At 65.2% G+C, this 15,561-nt stretch carries 15 protein-coding genes; 9 read left to right on the top strand and 6 right to left on the bottom strand.

What is annotated here, in order from left to right:
* Window positions 1–12 precede the first annotated feature (12 nt).
* Together I6F16_RS22030 and I6F16_RS22025 are read left to right on the top strand one after the other, a co-directional pair.
* Complete coding sequence (locus I6F16_RS22030; protein WP_225173990.1) at window positions 13–2,013, top strand: hypothetical protein; 2,001 nt, start codon at window positions 13–15, stop codon at window positions 2,011–2,013.
* 259 nt (window positions 2,014–2,272) lie between these two features.
* Complete coding sequence (locus I6F16_RS22025) at window positions 2,273–3,151, top strand: DMT family transporter (protein WP_225113057.1); 879 nt, start codon at window positions 2,273–2,275, stop codon at window positions 3,149–3,151.
* On the opposite strand, the gene I6F16_RS22020 is transcribed toward I6F16_RS22025, so the two are convergent.
* On the bottom strand, window positions 3,148–3,339 hold the full coding sequence (locus I6F16_RS22020; protein ID WP_225113058.1) for a hypothetical protein: 192 nt from the start codon (window positions 3,337–3,339) through the stop codon (window positions 3,148–3,150). The genes I6F16_RS22025 and I6F16_RS22020 overlap by 4 nt on opposite strands.
* 31 nt (window positions 3,340–3,370) lie before the next feature.
* Window positions 3,371–4,528: an MFS transporter gene (locus I6F16_RS22015; RefSeq protein WP_225113059.1), complete on the bottom strand. Its 1,158-nt coding sequence runs from the start codon at window positions 4,526–4,528 to the stop codon at window positions 3,371–3,373.
* A 164-nt stretch (window positions 4,529–4,692) separates the two neighbouring features.
* Between I6F16_RS22015 and I6F16_RS22010 the strand changes: the two genes are divergently transcribed.
* A complete protein-coding gene (locus I6F16_RS22010; protein ID WP_036014983.1) occupies window positions 4,693–5,952 on the top strand; it encodes an adenylate/guanylate cyclase domain-containing protein in 1,260 nt (419 codons plus the stop codon).
* Between the two features lie 114 nt (window positions 5,953–6,066).
* On the opposite strand, the gene I6F16_RS22005 is transcribed toward I6F16_RS22010, so the two are convergent.
* Entirely contained in the window at window positions 6,067–7,311 is a 1,245-nt protein-coding gene (locus tag I6F16_RS22005) for an MFS transporter (protein WP_225113060.1), read from the bottom strand.
* 169 nt (window positions 7,312–7,480) lie between these two features.
* Between I6F16_RS22005 and I6F16_RS22000 the strand changes: the two genes are divergently transcribed.
* Entirely contained in the window at window positions 7,481–8,833 is a 1,353-nt protein-coding gene (locus I6F16_RS22000; RefSeq protein WP_225113061.1) for an Nramp family divalent metal transporter, read from the top strand.
* 56 nt (window positions 8,834–8,889) lie between these two features.
* On the opposite strand, the gene I6F16_RS21995 is transcribed toward I6F16_RS22000, so the two are convergent.
* The 3 genes from I6F16_RS21995 to hemB all read right to left on the bottom strand — a co-directional run bounded on the left by I6F16_RS21995 (window position 8,890) and on the right by hemB (window position 11,569).
* Window positions 8,890–9,666 carry an arginyltransferase gene (locus I6F16_RS21995; RefSeq protein ID WP_036014979.1) on the bottom strand — a complete coding sequence of 259 codons (777 nt, stop codon included), beginning with the start codon at window positions 9,664–9,666 and terminating at the stop codon, window positions 8,890–8,892.
* A 68-nt stretch (window positions 9,667–9,734) separates the two neighbouring features.
* Window positions 9,735–10,277 carry an RDD family protein gene (locus I6F16_RS21990; protein ID WP_074448003.1) on the bottom strand — a complete coding sequence of 181 codons (543 nt, stop codon included), beginning with the start codon at window positions 10,275–10,277 and terminating at the stop codon, window positions 9,735–9,737.
* 230 nt (window positions 10,278–10,507) lie between these two features.
* On the bottom strand, window positions 10,508–11,569 hold the full coding sequence (gene hemB, locus I6F16_RS21985) for a porphobilinogen synthase (protein ID WP_036025484.1): 1,062 nt from the start codon (window positions 11,567–11,569) through the stop codon (window positions 10,508–10,510).
* A gap of 138 nt (window positions 11,570–11,707) precedes the next feature.
* Here hemB and I6F16_RS21980 point away from each other — a divergent pair, with 138 nt between their 5' ends.
* The 5 genes from I6F16_RS21980 (at window position 11,708) to glyA (ending at window position 15,506) form a co-directional block, all read left to right on the top strand.
* Entirely contained in the window at window positions 11,708–12,211 is a 504-nt protein-coding gene (locus I6F16_RS21980) for a DUF6163 family protein (protein ID WP_025036697.1), read from the top strand.
* 516 nt (window positions 12,212–12,727) lie between these two features.
* On the top strand, window positions 12,728–13,246 hold the full coding sequence (locus I6F16_RS21975) for a MarR family winged helix-turn-helix transcriptional regulator (protein WP_025036696.1): 519 nt from the start codon (window positions 12,728–12,730) through the stop codon (window positions 13,244–13,246).
* Between the two features lie 202 nt (window positions 13,247–13,448).
* Window positions 13,449–13,685, top strand: a complete 237-nt coding sequence (locus I6F16_RS21970) for a hypothetical protein (protein ID WP_036010478.1) — start codon at window positions 13,449–13,451, stop codon at window positions 13,683–13,685.
* Between the two features lie 37 nt (window positions 13,686–13,722).
* The gene (locus tag I6F16_RS21965) at window positions 13,723–13,944 is read left to right on the top strand and encodes a hypothetical protein (protein ID WP_025036694.1); all 222 of its coding nucleotides are present in this window, start codon (window positions 13,723–13,725) and stop codon (window positions 13,942–13,944) included.
* A 263-nt stretch (window positions 13,945–14,207) separates the two neighbouring features.
* A complete protein-coding gene (gene glyA / locus I6F16_RS21960) occupies window positions 14,208–15,506 on the top strand; it encodes a serine hydroxymethyltransferase (RefSeq protein ID WP_225113063.1) in 1,299 nt (432 codons plus the stop codon).
* Window positions 15,507–15,561 lie beyond the last annotated feature (55 nt).

The following is a 15,561-nucleotide window of genomic DNA, read 5'->3' as shown; positions in this document are numbered from 1 at the left end:
GGAGAGCATTCCATGGCCGAGGAATTGCCGAGATGCTTCGACCCGTACCTCCGGTACGCAATCGCGAGCGAATTTAAGAACTTCGATTTTTTCGACAAGCAGGAGTCCAAGCTATTCCTGTTCGTGGAGCTTAAGCACGTCGGGCTGGCCGATAATTTTGTGAGAGCCATGAGTCCTAGTGACTTCGGCGCCGAATTCGGGCTGACCAGCCCGAACTCGCGATATCTGACCATGCGGGCTTACATAAGGGCTGTCGAGAAGGACAGTTTCCGGGCGTGGGACGACAACGTATCCCGGGTCGAGCTGTCCCTCCCGTTGAAGCCGACGGCCATACAAAAGGGTGCGCAGCGCAACAGGTCCGCGAGCGAACAACCACCGACACCTCTCCTCATCGGCGTGATCGACGATGGCTGTCCGTTCGCGGCCGCTCAGTTTGTCAAAAGGATCGCGGGTGTCGCATCCGGGACACGCGTGCGCGGTGTCTGGGATCAGAACGAGCACGCAGGCCGAGTCCCGATCCCGGTAGGTGCCGACGTCTTTGGCGAGAAGCCGTTCGATTTCAATTACGGCCTCGAGTTCCTTCGAGACTCCATATCCGGCGTGGTTGGGCTCAACGACTGGATCCAGTTGCACAAGAGGGCAAACACGATCGACGAGGATGGCTGCTACGCGCGTGGAGGTTTCAAGACCCTCAACCATCAGGCCTCGCATGGTGCACATGTAATGGATGTCCTCGCCGGACGCATTCCGCTCTCGGCACGCATCGCGCGCCGCGATCCGCCAAGTTGGCAGCCCGGAGATCCCCTGACCGATCCCGCTTGCGAAGCAGATATCGTGTTCGTGCAGTTTCCCGAGAGCTGCCTTCGTGACGCGACCGGCGTCTGGCTGAAGGGTTACGTCGCCGATGCAGTCGATTACATCATGTCATTTGTCGATTCTGGCACAACGAACGTGGTGATCAATGTCAGCTACGGGCCGACAACCGGACCTCACAACGGCACGTCGGAGCTCGAGGGCAAGCTGAGGGAGCTTGTCACCCACTATGACGGCGTTTCCGTAAGTCCAAAGCTCGACGTCTTCCTGCCTGCCGGCAACAACTATCTGAGCGATGGGCACATCCATTTCGTCAGGCAAACCATGGCAGAGCCCGACCATGTCGAATGGACGTGGCGCCTTCCCCCCGACAATACCGTGCTCTGCTTTGCCGAAGTCTGGATGAAGAAGAACTGCACGGACAATGTCATTGTTACGCTCACCTCGCCCGGCGGTCGTAGCTCCTCGTCGACTGCCGGTCCAGCGCCTCCCGGTCCCCCACCCCCGCCGCCCGCTGCACCGGCGCTTCCGCCCTATACCGGTGCGTATGCCCCCGTTGACTGGGGTGACAACAGGGTGTGGCTGATTGCGGTCGAGCCCACCATCGCGGGAGCCGGCATGGTGCCCGAGCATGGGAATTGGAAGATCAAGGTGGAGGGCATCGAGTTGGGGAGCGAGGTTCATGCCTATGTGGCACGTACCGATCCGAACATGAACATGCGCACGGGTGCGAAGCGTTCGTACTTCATCGACGCCGGATGGGAGGCGGGCCGCGCGGCCGAGGCCGGCTGCACGTATGCCGGTGGGGAATTTGACAAGACCGGCTCGCTTGTTTCTCGCCTGGGCACCCTCAACGGGATCGGTACGGACCGCGTCGCGGGTGTGCAGGTGGCCGGCGGCTACATTCTGTCGGCGCCGAAACGCAAGTCGCCTTATTCGTCGGCGGGCCCCGCACGAACCGGGCCGCTCCCACGGCGAGTTGGTCCCGACTATGCGCTGTTCTGCGACGAGTCAGATGCTCTGCAGGGTGTACGTGCCGGGGGCAATCGAAGCGGCGTGGTGTTTCGGCTCATCGGTACCAGTGCCGCCGCGCCGCAGCTGGCGCGATTGGTTGCGGATCGGCGACCGTTGACGGTGCACGATGCTCCAGCCAGCCCTCCGGACGAGAAGCGAGGTGATGGCGATCTCTATCCGCCGTGATGTGGGCGAAGAGCGCGCCAGCTGGAAGGGCATCCGGTCGGGGCAAGCTTCCGGCCGCCGCCGGCCTCGATGCAGAAGATCGCAGACACGCTCGCCAAGGAGAAGGCGCAGCTCTGGATCAACCACGACAACCGCCCAGCGCGACAGCCAGAGGATGGCGCCGGAGTTTTACCGACTGACCTTTCCCTGAGGCCGCTGCCACAAGGGTGGCAACAGCATCATGCTAGGGCCCGCGAAAGCTCCGTGACAGGAGAAGGTCGTGGGCGAGTGGGGCGGAGTTACGATCGCGCTTGTCTCGAGCAGCTTCGGCGGGACTGCCGCGGCCGTCACCCGCTACCTCGTCGGCGGCGCCGATCCCGTCCTGCTCGCGGCCCTGCGTTGGGGGATCGGCTTTCTCTGCCTGTTGCCTTGCGCGTTTCTGCTCCGCGTGCGCTGGCCGCAGCGGCCGGACTGGCCCGCCGTGGCGCTGCTCGGCATCTGCTTCTTCGGCTTGTTCTTCACCCTCTACAACATTGCGCTGTCCTACACGACGGCCGCCCGCGCCAGTCTCGCGCTCGCGACGCTGCCGCTGCACACCATGTTGGTGGGCGCAGTCCTCGGCGTGGAGCGATTGACGGCGCGCAAGATGACGGGCGTGGGTATCGCTGTGCTCGGCGTGTCGGCGGCGCTGGCGGCTGGCCTCGCGCAAAGCCCACCGGGCGCATGGCGCGGCGAGTTGATCATGACCGGTGCGGTGTTCTGCATGGCGTTCTACAACGTGCTGTCGCGACCGCTGATGCAGCGCTCGAGCGCGCTCGGTTTTCTCACCGTCGGCATGGGCGTGGGCGCCGTCGTACTGGTGCTGGCGGGGTTGGCGAAAGGCAGCTTTGCAGCGCTCGAGCACTTCACGGCGGCGCAATGGATTGCCGGCGTTTATCTCGGCATCGGCGGCGGCGCGCTCGCCTTCATCCTCTGGGTCATGGCGCTGGCGCGGGCGACGCCGACCAGGGTCGCCAGACCGATGACGGTCAATCCGATCGCCGCCGCTCTGTTGGCGGCGCTGCTGATCGGCGAGCCGATCACGCCCAATCTTCTAGCGGGGCTGGTCGCAGTGTTCGCCGGCATCGGGATTGCGACCAGCGAGTCGAAGGTGGCTTAGCCCTTCGGCGCGGTTGCTGTCGGCGGGCTCGCCTCCGGCGTCTTCTTCGGTTTCAGCGTGCCGGCATAGAACGAGATCAGCCAGACCAGGAGAATCGCGAGCAGATAAACGCCCCAGGCCTGCGGCGGCCTGGTCGCCCAGCGCAGGAGGCCGTTAAACGTGCGGGGCGGGCTGTCGTCGTCGCTCATGGCCCGCTTGTGCGCGAAAGCTCAGGTCTGGTCAATCCGGCCGCCGGCCGGCGCGGATCAGGAACAGCGCGGCCAGCGCCGAGAGGCTGAGCGCGGATGAGACGATCAGCACCTTGGCGCCCATGAGGTCGATGAGCAGGCCAAAGGCGAGCGGCGCCACCGCCTGCGCCATCCGTGCCGGCGCGCCGATGATGCCGAGGCGATAGCCGAAATCCTTCGGGCCGAAGATCGACAGCGGCAGGGTGCCGCGGGCGATCGTCAGAATGCCGTTGCCGGAGCCGTGGAACAACGCGAACGCGCTCGCCGCAGCGCCACCGAAAATCGCAACGATCACGGCGCCGAGCGGGTGGGTGAGGCTGGCGAGCCGCGTCGACCACAGCGGATGGAAACGGCTGAGGAAGCCGGCCTCCAGCATGCGGGCACCAACTTGCGCCGGCCCGATCAATGCGCCGGCCGCGATCGCCTCGGCTGGCGTTGCCCCCATCGTTTCCAGGATGCGCGGGAAATGCGCGGCCATCGCGCCGGTGACAGTCCAGACCGCCGCGAAGATGAAGGCCAGCAACATCATGGTGCGGTCGAGCGGCACATGCGGCTTCGCGGCCGCGGCTGCCGCCTGCTTGGCGCCCTTGATGACCGGCAGCATGAAGAAATTGAGCGGCAGGCCGATCAGGATATTGGCGGCGGCCCAGGCAAAACAGGTTTCGCGCCAGCCGATATGCGACAGGCCCCAGGCGGTGAGCGGCCAGCCGACGGTGGAGGCGAAGCCCGCCATCAGCGTGATGCCGGTGATCGGCCTGCGCGCCTCGGTGCCGTAGATGCGCCCCAAAGCGGCGAAGGCGGCATCGTAGAGCCCCATTGCCATGCCGATGCCGAGCACCAGCCAGGCGATCGCCATCACCATCACCGACTGCGAGATGCCAAGCAGCACGAGGCCGGCGGCAATGGTCACGTTGGACGCCGACAGCACCTGACGGCCGCCGACGAGATCGATCTGCCGTCCAATGCGCGGGCCCAGCATTGCGGAGATCACCAGCGCGGCCGAAAACGCACCGAAGATCCAGTTGGAGGAGACACCGAGCTCGCGTCCCATGGGATCGGCGAGTAGCGCCGGTAGATAATAGCTGGAGGCCCAGGCGAGGGTCTGCGTGGTGCCGAGCGCCAGGATGATCGGGAGCTGGTGCCGGGTCATGTCCCCGTATTTCTGATCGGCCGTGTCATCGGCGCATTTGCAGCTCGCGGCGAGAGCGCGTCAACCGCGTCTGCGGCATATTCGACCTGCTGCCCGCGGGGAGCCTTTGGGTTGTATGCAGATACCCCGCTTCCGCTCGTCACGAATGCACGCCATAATGGCGCATGCAATTGACCTCGCGCCTTACGCTGATGAACTGGCTGACCGGCCAGGGGCTCACGGGCCTGCCTGAAATTGAACTGCTCCGCGGCTTCTGCGAGCGTTGCTGCGCCGAGGGGCTGGAACTGTCGCGTGGCCTCGTCGTCATCGACACGCTGCATCCGATCTATGAAGGCCGCGGCTTCCGCTGGAGCGATCGTCCCAGCAACGAGAGCGATGCCTTCGAATACGGCTCGACCGCCGACGGCGACGCCGCCAAGAGCTGGCGCCGCTCGGTGTTCTTCCACATGCTCGAGAATGGCCACGACGAGATGGTGATCGATCTCGCCGATGCGCCGTCGATGGATTTCTCGCAGATCGGCGAGCTCGCCGAGAAGGGCCACAAGCACTATCTCGCCTTCGTCCACCGCTTCGGCGAGAACGGGGCGCTCGGCCTGATGGATTGCCTCTATTCCTGCTGGACCACCCGCCGCGCGAGCGGGTTCTCCGGACTGGAGCTGGAAGCGCTGCGCGATCTGGTTCCGGTGTTGGGGCTCGCGATCAAGTCGGCGCAGCAGGTCGACATCGCGCGCACGCTCGGCCGGGTCTATCTCGGCCGCGACGCCTCCGAGCAGGTGCTGCGCGGGCGCATCTCGCGCGGCGTCACCGAGCGCATCAATGCCGTGCTTTGGTATTCGGACCTGCGCGGCTCGACCGGCATCAGCGAGAGCATCGGTCCCGACGAGATCATCCCGTTCCTCAACGACTATGCGCAGGCCGTGATCGATCCGATCCACGAAGCCGGCGGCGACGTACTGAAGCTGATCGGCGACGGCGTGCTCGCGATGTTCTGGGGCGAGGACATGGCGGATGCGCGGCGGGCCGCGCTCCGCGCCGAGCACCTGTTCCGCAAGAATGTCGCTGCGCTGAACGAACGGCGGGCGGCGGAGGGCCGTCCGACCACGTCAGCCTATATCGGCCTGCATGTCGGCGAGGTCTTCTACGGCAATATCGGCAGCGAGGACCGGCTTGATTTCACCGTGGTCGGCCCGACCGTCAACGAGGTCAGCCGCATCGCCTCGATGAGCCGCTCGGTGGATCGCGAGCTCTTGGCCTCGTCCGAATTCTACAAGGGCCTAGATGCCGCCGGCCGCCGCTACCTCGTCTCCACCGGCCGCTACGCGCTGCGCGGCATCGGCCGCGCGCAGGATCTCTACACGCTCGATCCGGAAGTCGACGCGAGCGAGCCGGTCAGGGGCAGCTACGAGCGCTATCTGGCGGGTTAGTCTCCGCGGCCTCAACAGACGCCGTCATTGCGAGCGCAGCGAAGCAATCGAGGGTCCCTCAACGGAGGGACCTTGGATTGCGTCGTCGCTACGCTCCTCGCAATGCACTTGTGGTCAGCACCGCGCCGCCACCTCATCTCCCACCATGTCTGGCTGCCGGTCCAGTCCCACTGCCGGTGACAGCAGGATCACCAGCGCCTGCACGCCGAATAACGCCGCGGCGAGATAGAGGCATGCCTCCGCGCTCCAGAGGCCGCCGACGAGCGCGCCCAGCACTGAACCGAGCGGGCGGGCGCCGTAGCTCATGATGTTGATGGCGGAGACGCGGCCGAGCAGGCGCGGCGGCGTCACGGACTGGCGCAGCGTCGTGGTCGAGATCACCCATAGGATCGGGCCGACGCCGAGCAGGAAGAAGCTCAAGCCCGCGAGCCAGGGCGAGGGGACCAGCACCGTCAGCGCCATCACCAAGGCGGCGACAAAGCCGGTGACGGGGCCGAGCCCCACCACGGTGCCAAAGGCGATGCGCTTCATCACGCGCGTGGCGAGGAGCGCGCCGATCACCATGCCGACGCCGTACATCGTCAGCACCGTGCCGACACCGGCGGCGCTCAGACCGAGATGGCGCACGGCGTAGGGCACGAACACCGCGATCTGCAGGAACCAGCCGGTGTTGAAGATGAACTGGGTGATGAAGACCGGCCGCAGCAGCGGATGGTGAAACACGAAGGCCGCGCCCTCGCGGATCTCTTGGAGCGGATGCCGCCGGGGCGCCGGCGCACGTGCGGGCTCGTAGATGCCGGAGAGCAGCACGACCGCGATGGCCGAGAGCGCCGCGGCAAAGCCGAACGCCGGGCTCGCGCCCCACCACCCAACCAGCGCACCGCCGAGTGCAGGCCCGCTGGCGAAGGCGATGGTGCGCGCCAGCTCGATGCGCGCATTCGCCGCCGGCAACAGGTTGGAGCTCACCAGCGAGGGCACCAGCGCCGGCGCGGCCACGCTGTAAACCACGGTGCCGCACACGGCGGCGAAGCCGAGCAGGGCCAGCAGCGGCAGGTTGAGGGCTCCCAGCGCGAGCAGCAGCACGACGGCCGCGAGCGCCACCGCCCGCAGCGCCTCGGCGCTCGCCATCAGCCTGCGGCGGGAAATTCGGTCTGCAAGCACGCCGGCGGGGATGGCGAACAGGACGAAGGGCAGGGTGAGCGCGGTCTGCAGCAGGCCGGTCTGGCCTTCGGCCACCCCCAGCGTCAGCACGGCGACGATGGGCGCTGCCGCGAGCGCAATCTGCTCGGCCGATTGCGCCGCGAGATTGGACCAGGCGAGGCGGTTGAAGGTGTCCGGGAGGCGAGGCGGCGTTGACATAGCGCATATCCTGCAAAGGCGAATGTGCGCCAATGTTCGCTCCCGACGATCACCAAACCCACCCGCTTCCCGACAAGAGGCGATCTCCGCGGTCGGCGGCGGGAATGCCCGCCGCTAGATGCAGTTGCAAATGAGTTGCAATAAGAATGAACTTGGGTATTCTGCCGATATGGATGCCCGATCACCCCACATGACTCCCGACCTCGCCGGCTGGCGCGCCGACGCCCCCATCACCAAGAGCCTCGCTGAGGTCAATTCCACAGTCGCCATTCCGGCCGCCGGCCGGTGGTGGCGGCGGTTGCTGGCCTTCGTGGGGCCGGGCTACCTCGTCTCGGTCGGCTATATGGACCCCGGCAATTGGGCGACCGATCTCGCCGGCGGGTCGAAGTTCGGCTACACGCTGCTCTCCGTCATCCTGATCTCGAACTTGATGGCGATCCTGCTCCAGTCGCTGGCGGCTCGGCTCGGCATCGTCACCGACCGCGATCTCGCGCAGGCCTGCCGCGCCTCCTATCCCCGGGTGGTGAACTTCCTGCTCTGGCTCGCCTGCGAGGCGGCCATCATCGCCTGCGATCTCGCCGAGGTGATCGGCACGGCGATCGCGCTGAAGCTGCTGTTCGGCATTCCCCTGATTGGCGGCGCATTGATTGCAGCCCTCGACGCCTTCCTGCTGCTGCTGCTGATGAACCGGGGCTTCCGCTTCCTGGAGGCTTTCGTCATCGCGCTGCTGGTGGTGATCGCCGTTTGCTTCGCGGTGCAGATCGCGGCGGCGGCTCCGCCGGTGGCAGAGGTCTTGCGGGGCTTCGTGCCCAAGAGCGAGATCTTCACCAATTCCGACATGCTCTACATCGCGATCGGCATCATCGGCGCCACCGTGATGCCGCACAATCTCTACCTGCACTCCTCGATCGTGCAGACGCGCGCTTATGAACGCAACGACACCGGCCGGCGCGAAGCGATCAAATGGGCGACGACGGACTCGACCATCGCGCTGATGCTGGCGCTGTTCATCAACGCCGCGATCCTTGTCGTCGCTGCTGCGACCTTCCACAAGAGCGGCCACTCCGACGTGGCCGGGATTGAGCAGGCGTTCGAACTGCTGTCGCCGCTGCTCGGCCTCGGCATCGCCTCGACGCTGTTCGCGGTGGCGCTGCTCGCCTCGGGCCTCAATTCGACGGTCACCGCGACGCTCGCTGGCCAGATCGTGATGGAGGGCTTTCTCGACCTGCGCCTGCCGAGCTGGGCGCGCCGCCTCTTGACCCGCGGCATCGCCATCATTCCCGTGATCATCGTCACCGCGATCTACGGTGAGCGCGGCACCGCGGATTTGCTTGTGTTCAGCCAGGTCGTGCTGTCGATGCAGCTGCCTTTCGCGGTGATCCCGCTGGTGCGCTTCGTCTCGGATCGGCGCAAGATGGGCAAGTTCGCGATCCCGATGTCGGTTGCCGCGGTCGCCTGGATCGTCGCGGGCATCATCGTGATTTTGAATCTGAAGTTGCTGGCAGATACGTTCTTTGGGTGAGTGGCGAATGGCGAGTAGCGAGTGGGGGCGTTCTCCTATTCGCTACTCGCCATTCACTAATCCTGCGGCTCGGACGCCGTGTCGCCCTGCGCGTCGATGCGCAGCCAGCCTGAGGGGGCGAGGCGCTGCTGCGGCAGGAAGCGGGCCTTGTAGTCCATCTTCTTGGAGCCTTCGATCCAGTAGCCGAGATAGACGTAAGGCAGCCCTTGCCGTCGCGCACGGGCGATATGGTCGAGGATCATGAAGGTGCCCATCGAGCGGCTGACCTGGCCAGGCTCGAAGAACGAATAGACCATCGACAGGCCGTCGCTGAGAACGTCGGTGAGCGCCACTGCGATCAGCTCCTCGCCGCGGCCGGTGATGCCGCTGTCGGGGCCGCGCTTGCGGTATTCGATGATGCGGGTCTCGACGTGGCTGTCCTCGACCATCATGGCGTAGTCGAGCACGGTCATGTCGGCCATCCCGCCGTGGCGGTGGCGGGCGTCGAGATAGGCGCGGAACACCGAATATTGCTCGGAGGTCGGCACCGCGCTGCGCTGCTCGCCGATGATGTCGGCGTTGCGGGCCATCACCTTGCGGAAGTTGCGCGAGGGGCGGAACTCGTTGGCGATGACCCGGACCGAGACGCAGGCCCGGCACTGGTCGCAGGCGGGACGGTAGGCGATCGACTGGCTGCGGCGGAAACCGCCATGGGTGAGCAGGTCGTTGAGGTCACCGGCGCGGTCCCCGACCAGATGCGTGAACACCTTGCGCTCATGTCGGCCCGGCAAATACGGGCAGGGTGAGGGCGCCGTGAGGTAAAACTGGGGGGTGTCGCGCGAGTGCTGGGTCAAGGGACGTCGTGGGCCTCCGAAACAGGCATCAGCATCGCGCTCCAAAAGCCCCCGGTCAATCGATTAGCTCACCACGTCCGCGCCGCCTGCGGAGTGGGTATGCGAACCGAATTGTTGATCACGACCGTTCCCAGCACGAAATCGTGCAGCAGGCGACGGCGGCCGTTGAACAGGCCGACCAGCACCACGAACGGCGACAGGAACGAGACCGTCACCCAGAACAGCACGGCATGGGTGGCGCCGAGCACGAAGTAGCCGGGCGCGCCGTACCAGGTGCGCAGCTCCAGGTCCATCAGGCGCATGCCGACCGTGGCGGAGGACGCACCGCCGATGCTGGCGCCGTAATAGACGATAGCCCAGATCACGGAGGCCGGCCAGGCGATCCAGAACAGCGCCCAGCCGATGCCGAGGGTGACCACGCCGAACAAGGCGATGAAGATGTAGCCGAGGATCACCGGCACCGAGATCACGACCATGTCGATCAGGAAGGCGAACACCCGCCGCGTCGCGACGCCCCGGAACAGTTCCGGATGCAGGTCAGGGTCGTAGGCATGCGGTTGCATGGCGCCGTCATCGCGCCAGCCTCCTGAATTGCCCGAGTTGTACGACATGGACCGTTCTCCCAGCGAAGCCCCCCCCGCAGGACATGGGAACAGGCCATGCCCGTGCCAAGGGCGCGCGGGCGGCAGCAAGCCGAAATATTCCGGCGATTCGGGGGCGGTGGATCGGGCGGTCCTCTAGGGTGGGCCAAGGCGCGCTTGCGCCGTGCCCACCATTGCCCGCCGACTTACACGATGGATGAATCGGTGGGCCCGCTTCGCTTGGCCCACCCTACGACAGCTTACGTCTGGCCCCGCAGCTTCTCCGCCGCCTTCGGCGCAAAATAGCTCAGCACACCGTCGGCGCCGGCGCGTTTGAAGGCGAGCAGGCTTTCCATCATGGCACGGTCGCCGTCGAGCCAGCCGTTGTTCGCGGCTGCGGCGATCATCGCGTATTCGCCGGAGACCTGATAGGCGAAGGTCGGCATCGCAAACGTGTCCTTCACGCGGCGGACCACGTCGAGATAGGGCATGCCGGGCTTCACCATCACCATGTCGGCGCCCTCGGCGATGTCGAGCTCGACCTCGCGCAGCGCTTCATCGGTGTTGGCGCTATCCATCTGATAGGTGCGCTTGTCGCCGGTGAGCGTCTTGGCCGAGCCGATGGCGTCGCGGAACGGGCCATAGAAGGCGGAGGCGTATTTCGCGGCATAGGCCATGATCTGCACGTCGAGCAGGCCGGCGCGGTCCAGCCCCTCGCGGATCGCGGCGACGCGGCCGTCCATCATGTCGGAGGGCGCGATGATGTCGCAGCCGGCTTCGGCCTGCACCAACGCCTGACGCACCAGCACGGCGACCGTCTCGTCATTCAGGATCTTGCCGTCGGAGATCAGGCCGTCATGGCCGTGGCTGGTGAAGGGATCGAGCGCGACGTCGCAGAGGATACCGATCTCCGGAAACTCCTTCTTGATCGCGCGCACGGCCTGGCAGACCAGGTTGTTCGGGTTGGTGGCTTCCGAGCCTTCCTCGTCGCGCAGGGACGGATCGGTGTAGGGAAACAGCGCGATGCAGGGGATGGTCAGCTTCATCGCGCGCTCGGCCTCGCGCACGGCCTGGTCGACGCTGAGGCGGTCGACGCCGGGCATCGAGGCGACCTGCTCGCGCTTGTTGGTGCCGTCGATCAGGAACAGCGGCCAGATCAGGTCGTCGGTGGTGAGGACGTTCTCGCGCACCATGCGCCGGGCCCACTCGGCCTTGCGGTTGCGGCGCGGACGGACGGTCAGATCGAGGGCATGCGGCACTGCCGTGCTGTCCCGGCGCGAAACGTCGCGCAATTCGATCGGACGTCCGTATTTGATCGCCATCACTCTTCCTCCGGCTGGAATTATTCTTATACCAGCTCGCATGGTTCCCGTCACCGCGGCTTGACCTGCCGCAAGGCAGATCTGAACCTGACTTGGGCAGCCGATTGATTTTGCGGGCCGAAGCAGCCAGAAGGGGCCATGTCCGAGATCTCCACCCGCGATGCGGCCCAAGGCGGCGCCAATGCCAGGGACGCTGCCCGTGACACTGCCCGAGAGAGCGCGCTCTCAGTGGCGGCGATCTCCTCGGAGCGCTCGGAGTCCGACGACAATGTCTGGACCCGACGGCTGGTGCTGTTCCTGCGGGTGATGGCGCTGCTCTCGATCCTGAAAGGCCTCTATCACTGGGCGCAGGTCACGGGCTTCGTCGGCGGCGAGGACGAGGCGTTCGAGAACCAGTCGATGGCCTGGCAGGCCGCGACGGTCTACTTCGCGGTGATCGAGCTCGTCGCCGCCGTCGGCCTCTGGCTGGCGACGCCCTGGGGCGCGGTGGTGTGGCTGACGACCGTGGTGTCGATGGCCGTGATCGAGCTGATGTTCCCGGGAATCTACGGCGGCAGCCTCGTCGTGGTCGGCGTCGAGGTCTTCATGCTTGCCGCTTATCTTGCGCTCGCCTGGATGGCCGCGCGCGAGCGGCCGCCGTAGCGCGCAGAGATTCACGCTCACGCTCTCGTGCCCCGGACGCAATGCAGCACGCCGAAGTTTGCGGCGTGATGCGTTGCAGAGCCGGGGCCCATCTTTCCGATATCTCGCTTTTGGCTTCTGGGATCCCGGGTCTGCGCGCCGCTTGCTGCGCTTGTCCGGGACAGGAGAATGTTGCGTTTGGTTGACCGCTGGTTGCCTAAAATTCGCGGTAAGTTTTCATTGACCAGCCGGTTCCGCCACAGCTCTTACGCGTGCGTTTCGAAACGGGGCGGGGCTGTTCTGGAATGCGACAACAGCGGCGGACGGAGGGTGAACAGGACCTTGCGAAGGTCAACAGAGGCTTTCAAAAAGTACTTGTGGCACAGGCTTAATGCGCAATTCACTGTCTTAAATTCATGATCTCTTTATTCTCTTATTTAAGCCGATCTTCAAACGCCCCTCTTAAGTTGCACCTATCAGACGGGACACAAGTTTCGTCGAATAAGTGTCGATAAAAACGACAACAGGGGAAGTGTCATGATGAAAGCCGTCGCAACTGCGGCAGATACCGCAGAGCGCGTCTCCGGCCAGCAGGGTTCGGTGCAGTCGCTCTATCTGGAAGCTTTGACTCTGGTGGAGCGGCTGCATCGCCGGCTCCTCGACGTGATCAAGGACGAATTCGATCGCCGCGGCCGCGCGGACATCAACTCGGTCCAGGCGCTCTTGCTCTACAACATCGGCGACAAGGAGCTGACCGCGGGCGAATTGCGCACGCGCGGTTACTATCTCGGCTCCAACGTCTCCTACAATCTGAAGAAGCTCGTCGAGCTCGGCTTCCTCGATCATCAGCGCTCGCGCGTCGATCGCCGCTCGGTGCGCATCCGCCTGACCCCGCAGGGCCAGGAAGTCCGCCGCATCGTCGATGCGCTCTACCAGAAGCACGTCAAGACGGTGGAGCAGGTCGGCGGCATCTCCGGCGACGAGTTTGCGACCCTCAACAAGTCGCTGCACCGCCTGGAGCGGTTCTGGACCGACCAGATCCTCTATCGCCTCTGAGTTCTAAAGGGATCTGGGCGAAGCCGGCCCGCAACAAGACCGGCAGCCCTCCCGAACGTGCCTGACTTCCCCAAGCGCGCTGGTCCGGAGTTGCCCCGGACCGGTGCGTTGATATTTTTTTGCACCTGCGAAAAAATCCCCCCGGCAGCCAGGAACCAGTTCCGGGCTCGGCGCTTATCTTCTTCGGATCGGAGAAACGGCGATGCTGGTCGAGCGCGGGCTTCGGGTGATGAACGTGGAACTCGTCAGCGAGGCCTACGCCATCGCCGCGAACTACCTTCGCCGCTCCGGCGCAATCCCGGACACTCTCGTCACCGACGACCGCCTGCTTCACCTGATCGTCAAGCTGCTCCAGCAGGGCGAATTCAACAAGATCAGGCTGGCCAACAGGGCGATCGCCCGGTTCCAGGCGCAGACCGAGGCCAGAGCGGTTGCCTGATCAAAACCCCCAAGATCCCGACCAACCAGAGGATGCCATGGAAGCTGCCATCGACCGCATCATGCAGACCTACGACCTGCTCGCCAACCGCACCGCGGCGGCCAGCGCCGAGGCGCGTGAAAAGGTCACGAACTACCTCAACATCCTGATGGAAGCCGGCGAGACCGACACCCATAGGTTGACGGTCTGCGGCCTGACCTATCTGCGCCAGCTCGACGGCAGCGTCGACCCCGTGAAGGCGGGGTATACCGGGCTGTAAAACGACGCCGGCTGCCCCGGCGGCAGCTGGCAAGAAATAAGGCCCAAAGCGGCCCCACCCGGATATTGACGGGGAGCGGATCTCGCAAGACCGCTCCCGGGCTGAAAACCTCCAATCCCACCATATCTTGCATAAATATCAGGCCCGACCCGCAAATGCTTGGCCGCGGTCGGCCGATGTGGTAGATCGCGCGTGCTTCCGACCGCCACACCAGACCCGCCCGTAGCCCGCCAAAAGGCTGCGGCGGTGGAGATATTCGCAAGATGACCGCACCCAAGTCCGCCTCCGCGCCCGATTCGTTTTTCACCGCCTCGCTCGAGCAGGCCGATCCGGAAATCGCTGCCGCCATCAAGGGTGAGCTCGGTCGGCAGCGCCACGAGGTCGAGCTGATCGCCTCCGAGAACATCGTCAGCCGGGCCGTGCTGGAAGCGCAGGGTTCGGTCATGACCAACAAATACGCGGAAGGTTATCCGGGCGCGCGCTATTACGGCGGTTGTGAGTGGGTCGACGTCGCCGAGAACCTTGCGATCGATCGTGCCAAGAAGCTGTTCGGCGCCAGTTTTGCCAACGTGCAGCCGAACTCCGGCAGCCAAATGAACCAGGCGGTGTTCCTGGCGCTGCTGCAGCCGGGCGACACCTTCATGGGCCTGGATCTCGCCGCCGGCGGCCATCTCACCCATGGCTCGCCCGTGAACATGAGCGGCAAGTGGTTCAAGGCCGCGCACTACACCGTGCGCCGCGAGGACCAGATCATCGACATGGATGCGGTGGCCAAGCAGGCCGAAGACGTCAAGCCGAAGCTGATCATCGCCGGCGGCTCGGCCTATTCGCGCGCCTGGGACTTCAAGCGTTTCCGCGAGATCGCCGACAGCGTCGGCGCTTACCTGCTGGTCGACATGGCGCATTTCGCTGGGCTCGTCGCCGGCGGCGTGCATGCTTCCCCGGTGCCGTATGCGCACGTCACCACCACCACGACGCACAAGTCGCTGCGTGGTCCGCGCGGCGGCCTGATGCTGTGGAATGACGAGACGCTGACCAAGAAGCTCAACTCGGCGATCTTCCCGGGCCTGCAGGGCGGTCCTTTGATGCACGTGATTGCAGCCAAGGCGGTCGCCTTCGGCGAGGCGCTGCGTCCGGATTTCAAGGTCTACGCCAAGAACATCGTCGAGAACGCCAAGGCCTTGGCCGAGACGTTGAAGGGCCATGGTCTCGATATCGTCTCCGGCGGCACCGACAATCATCTGATGCTGGTCGATCTCCGGCCGAAGGGCCTGAAGGGCAACGTCTCGGAGAAGGCGCTGGTTCGCGCCGCCATCACCTGCAACAAGAACGGCATTCCGTTCGACCCGGAATCGCCCTTTGTGACCTCAGGCATTCGGCTCGGCACGCCGGCTGCGACCAGCCGCGGCTTCGGCGTGGCCGAATTCCAGCAGGTCGGCGGCATGATCGCCGAGGTCCTCAATGCGATCGCGCAATCCTCCGACGGCAAGGCGCCGCTGGTGGAGGCTGCGATCAAGGAACGGGTCAAGGCGCTCACCGACCGGTTCCCGATCTACCAGTAAGGCGCCGCATGATCCGGAAAAGTGGGTACCGGTTTTCCGAAGAGATCATGCGAAA

Source organism: Bradyrhizobium sp. IC4060 (assembly GCF_020193715.1).
Classification (GTDB): Bacteria; Pseudomonadota; Alphaproteobacteria; order Rhizobiales; family Xanthobacteraceae; genus Bradyrhizobium; species Bradyrhizobium yuanmingense.
This window is presented reverse-complemented; position numbering and strand designations above follow the sequence as displayed.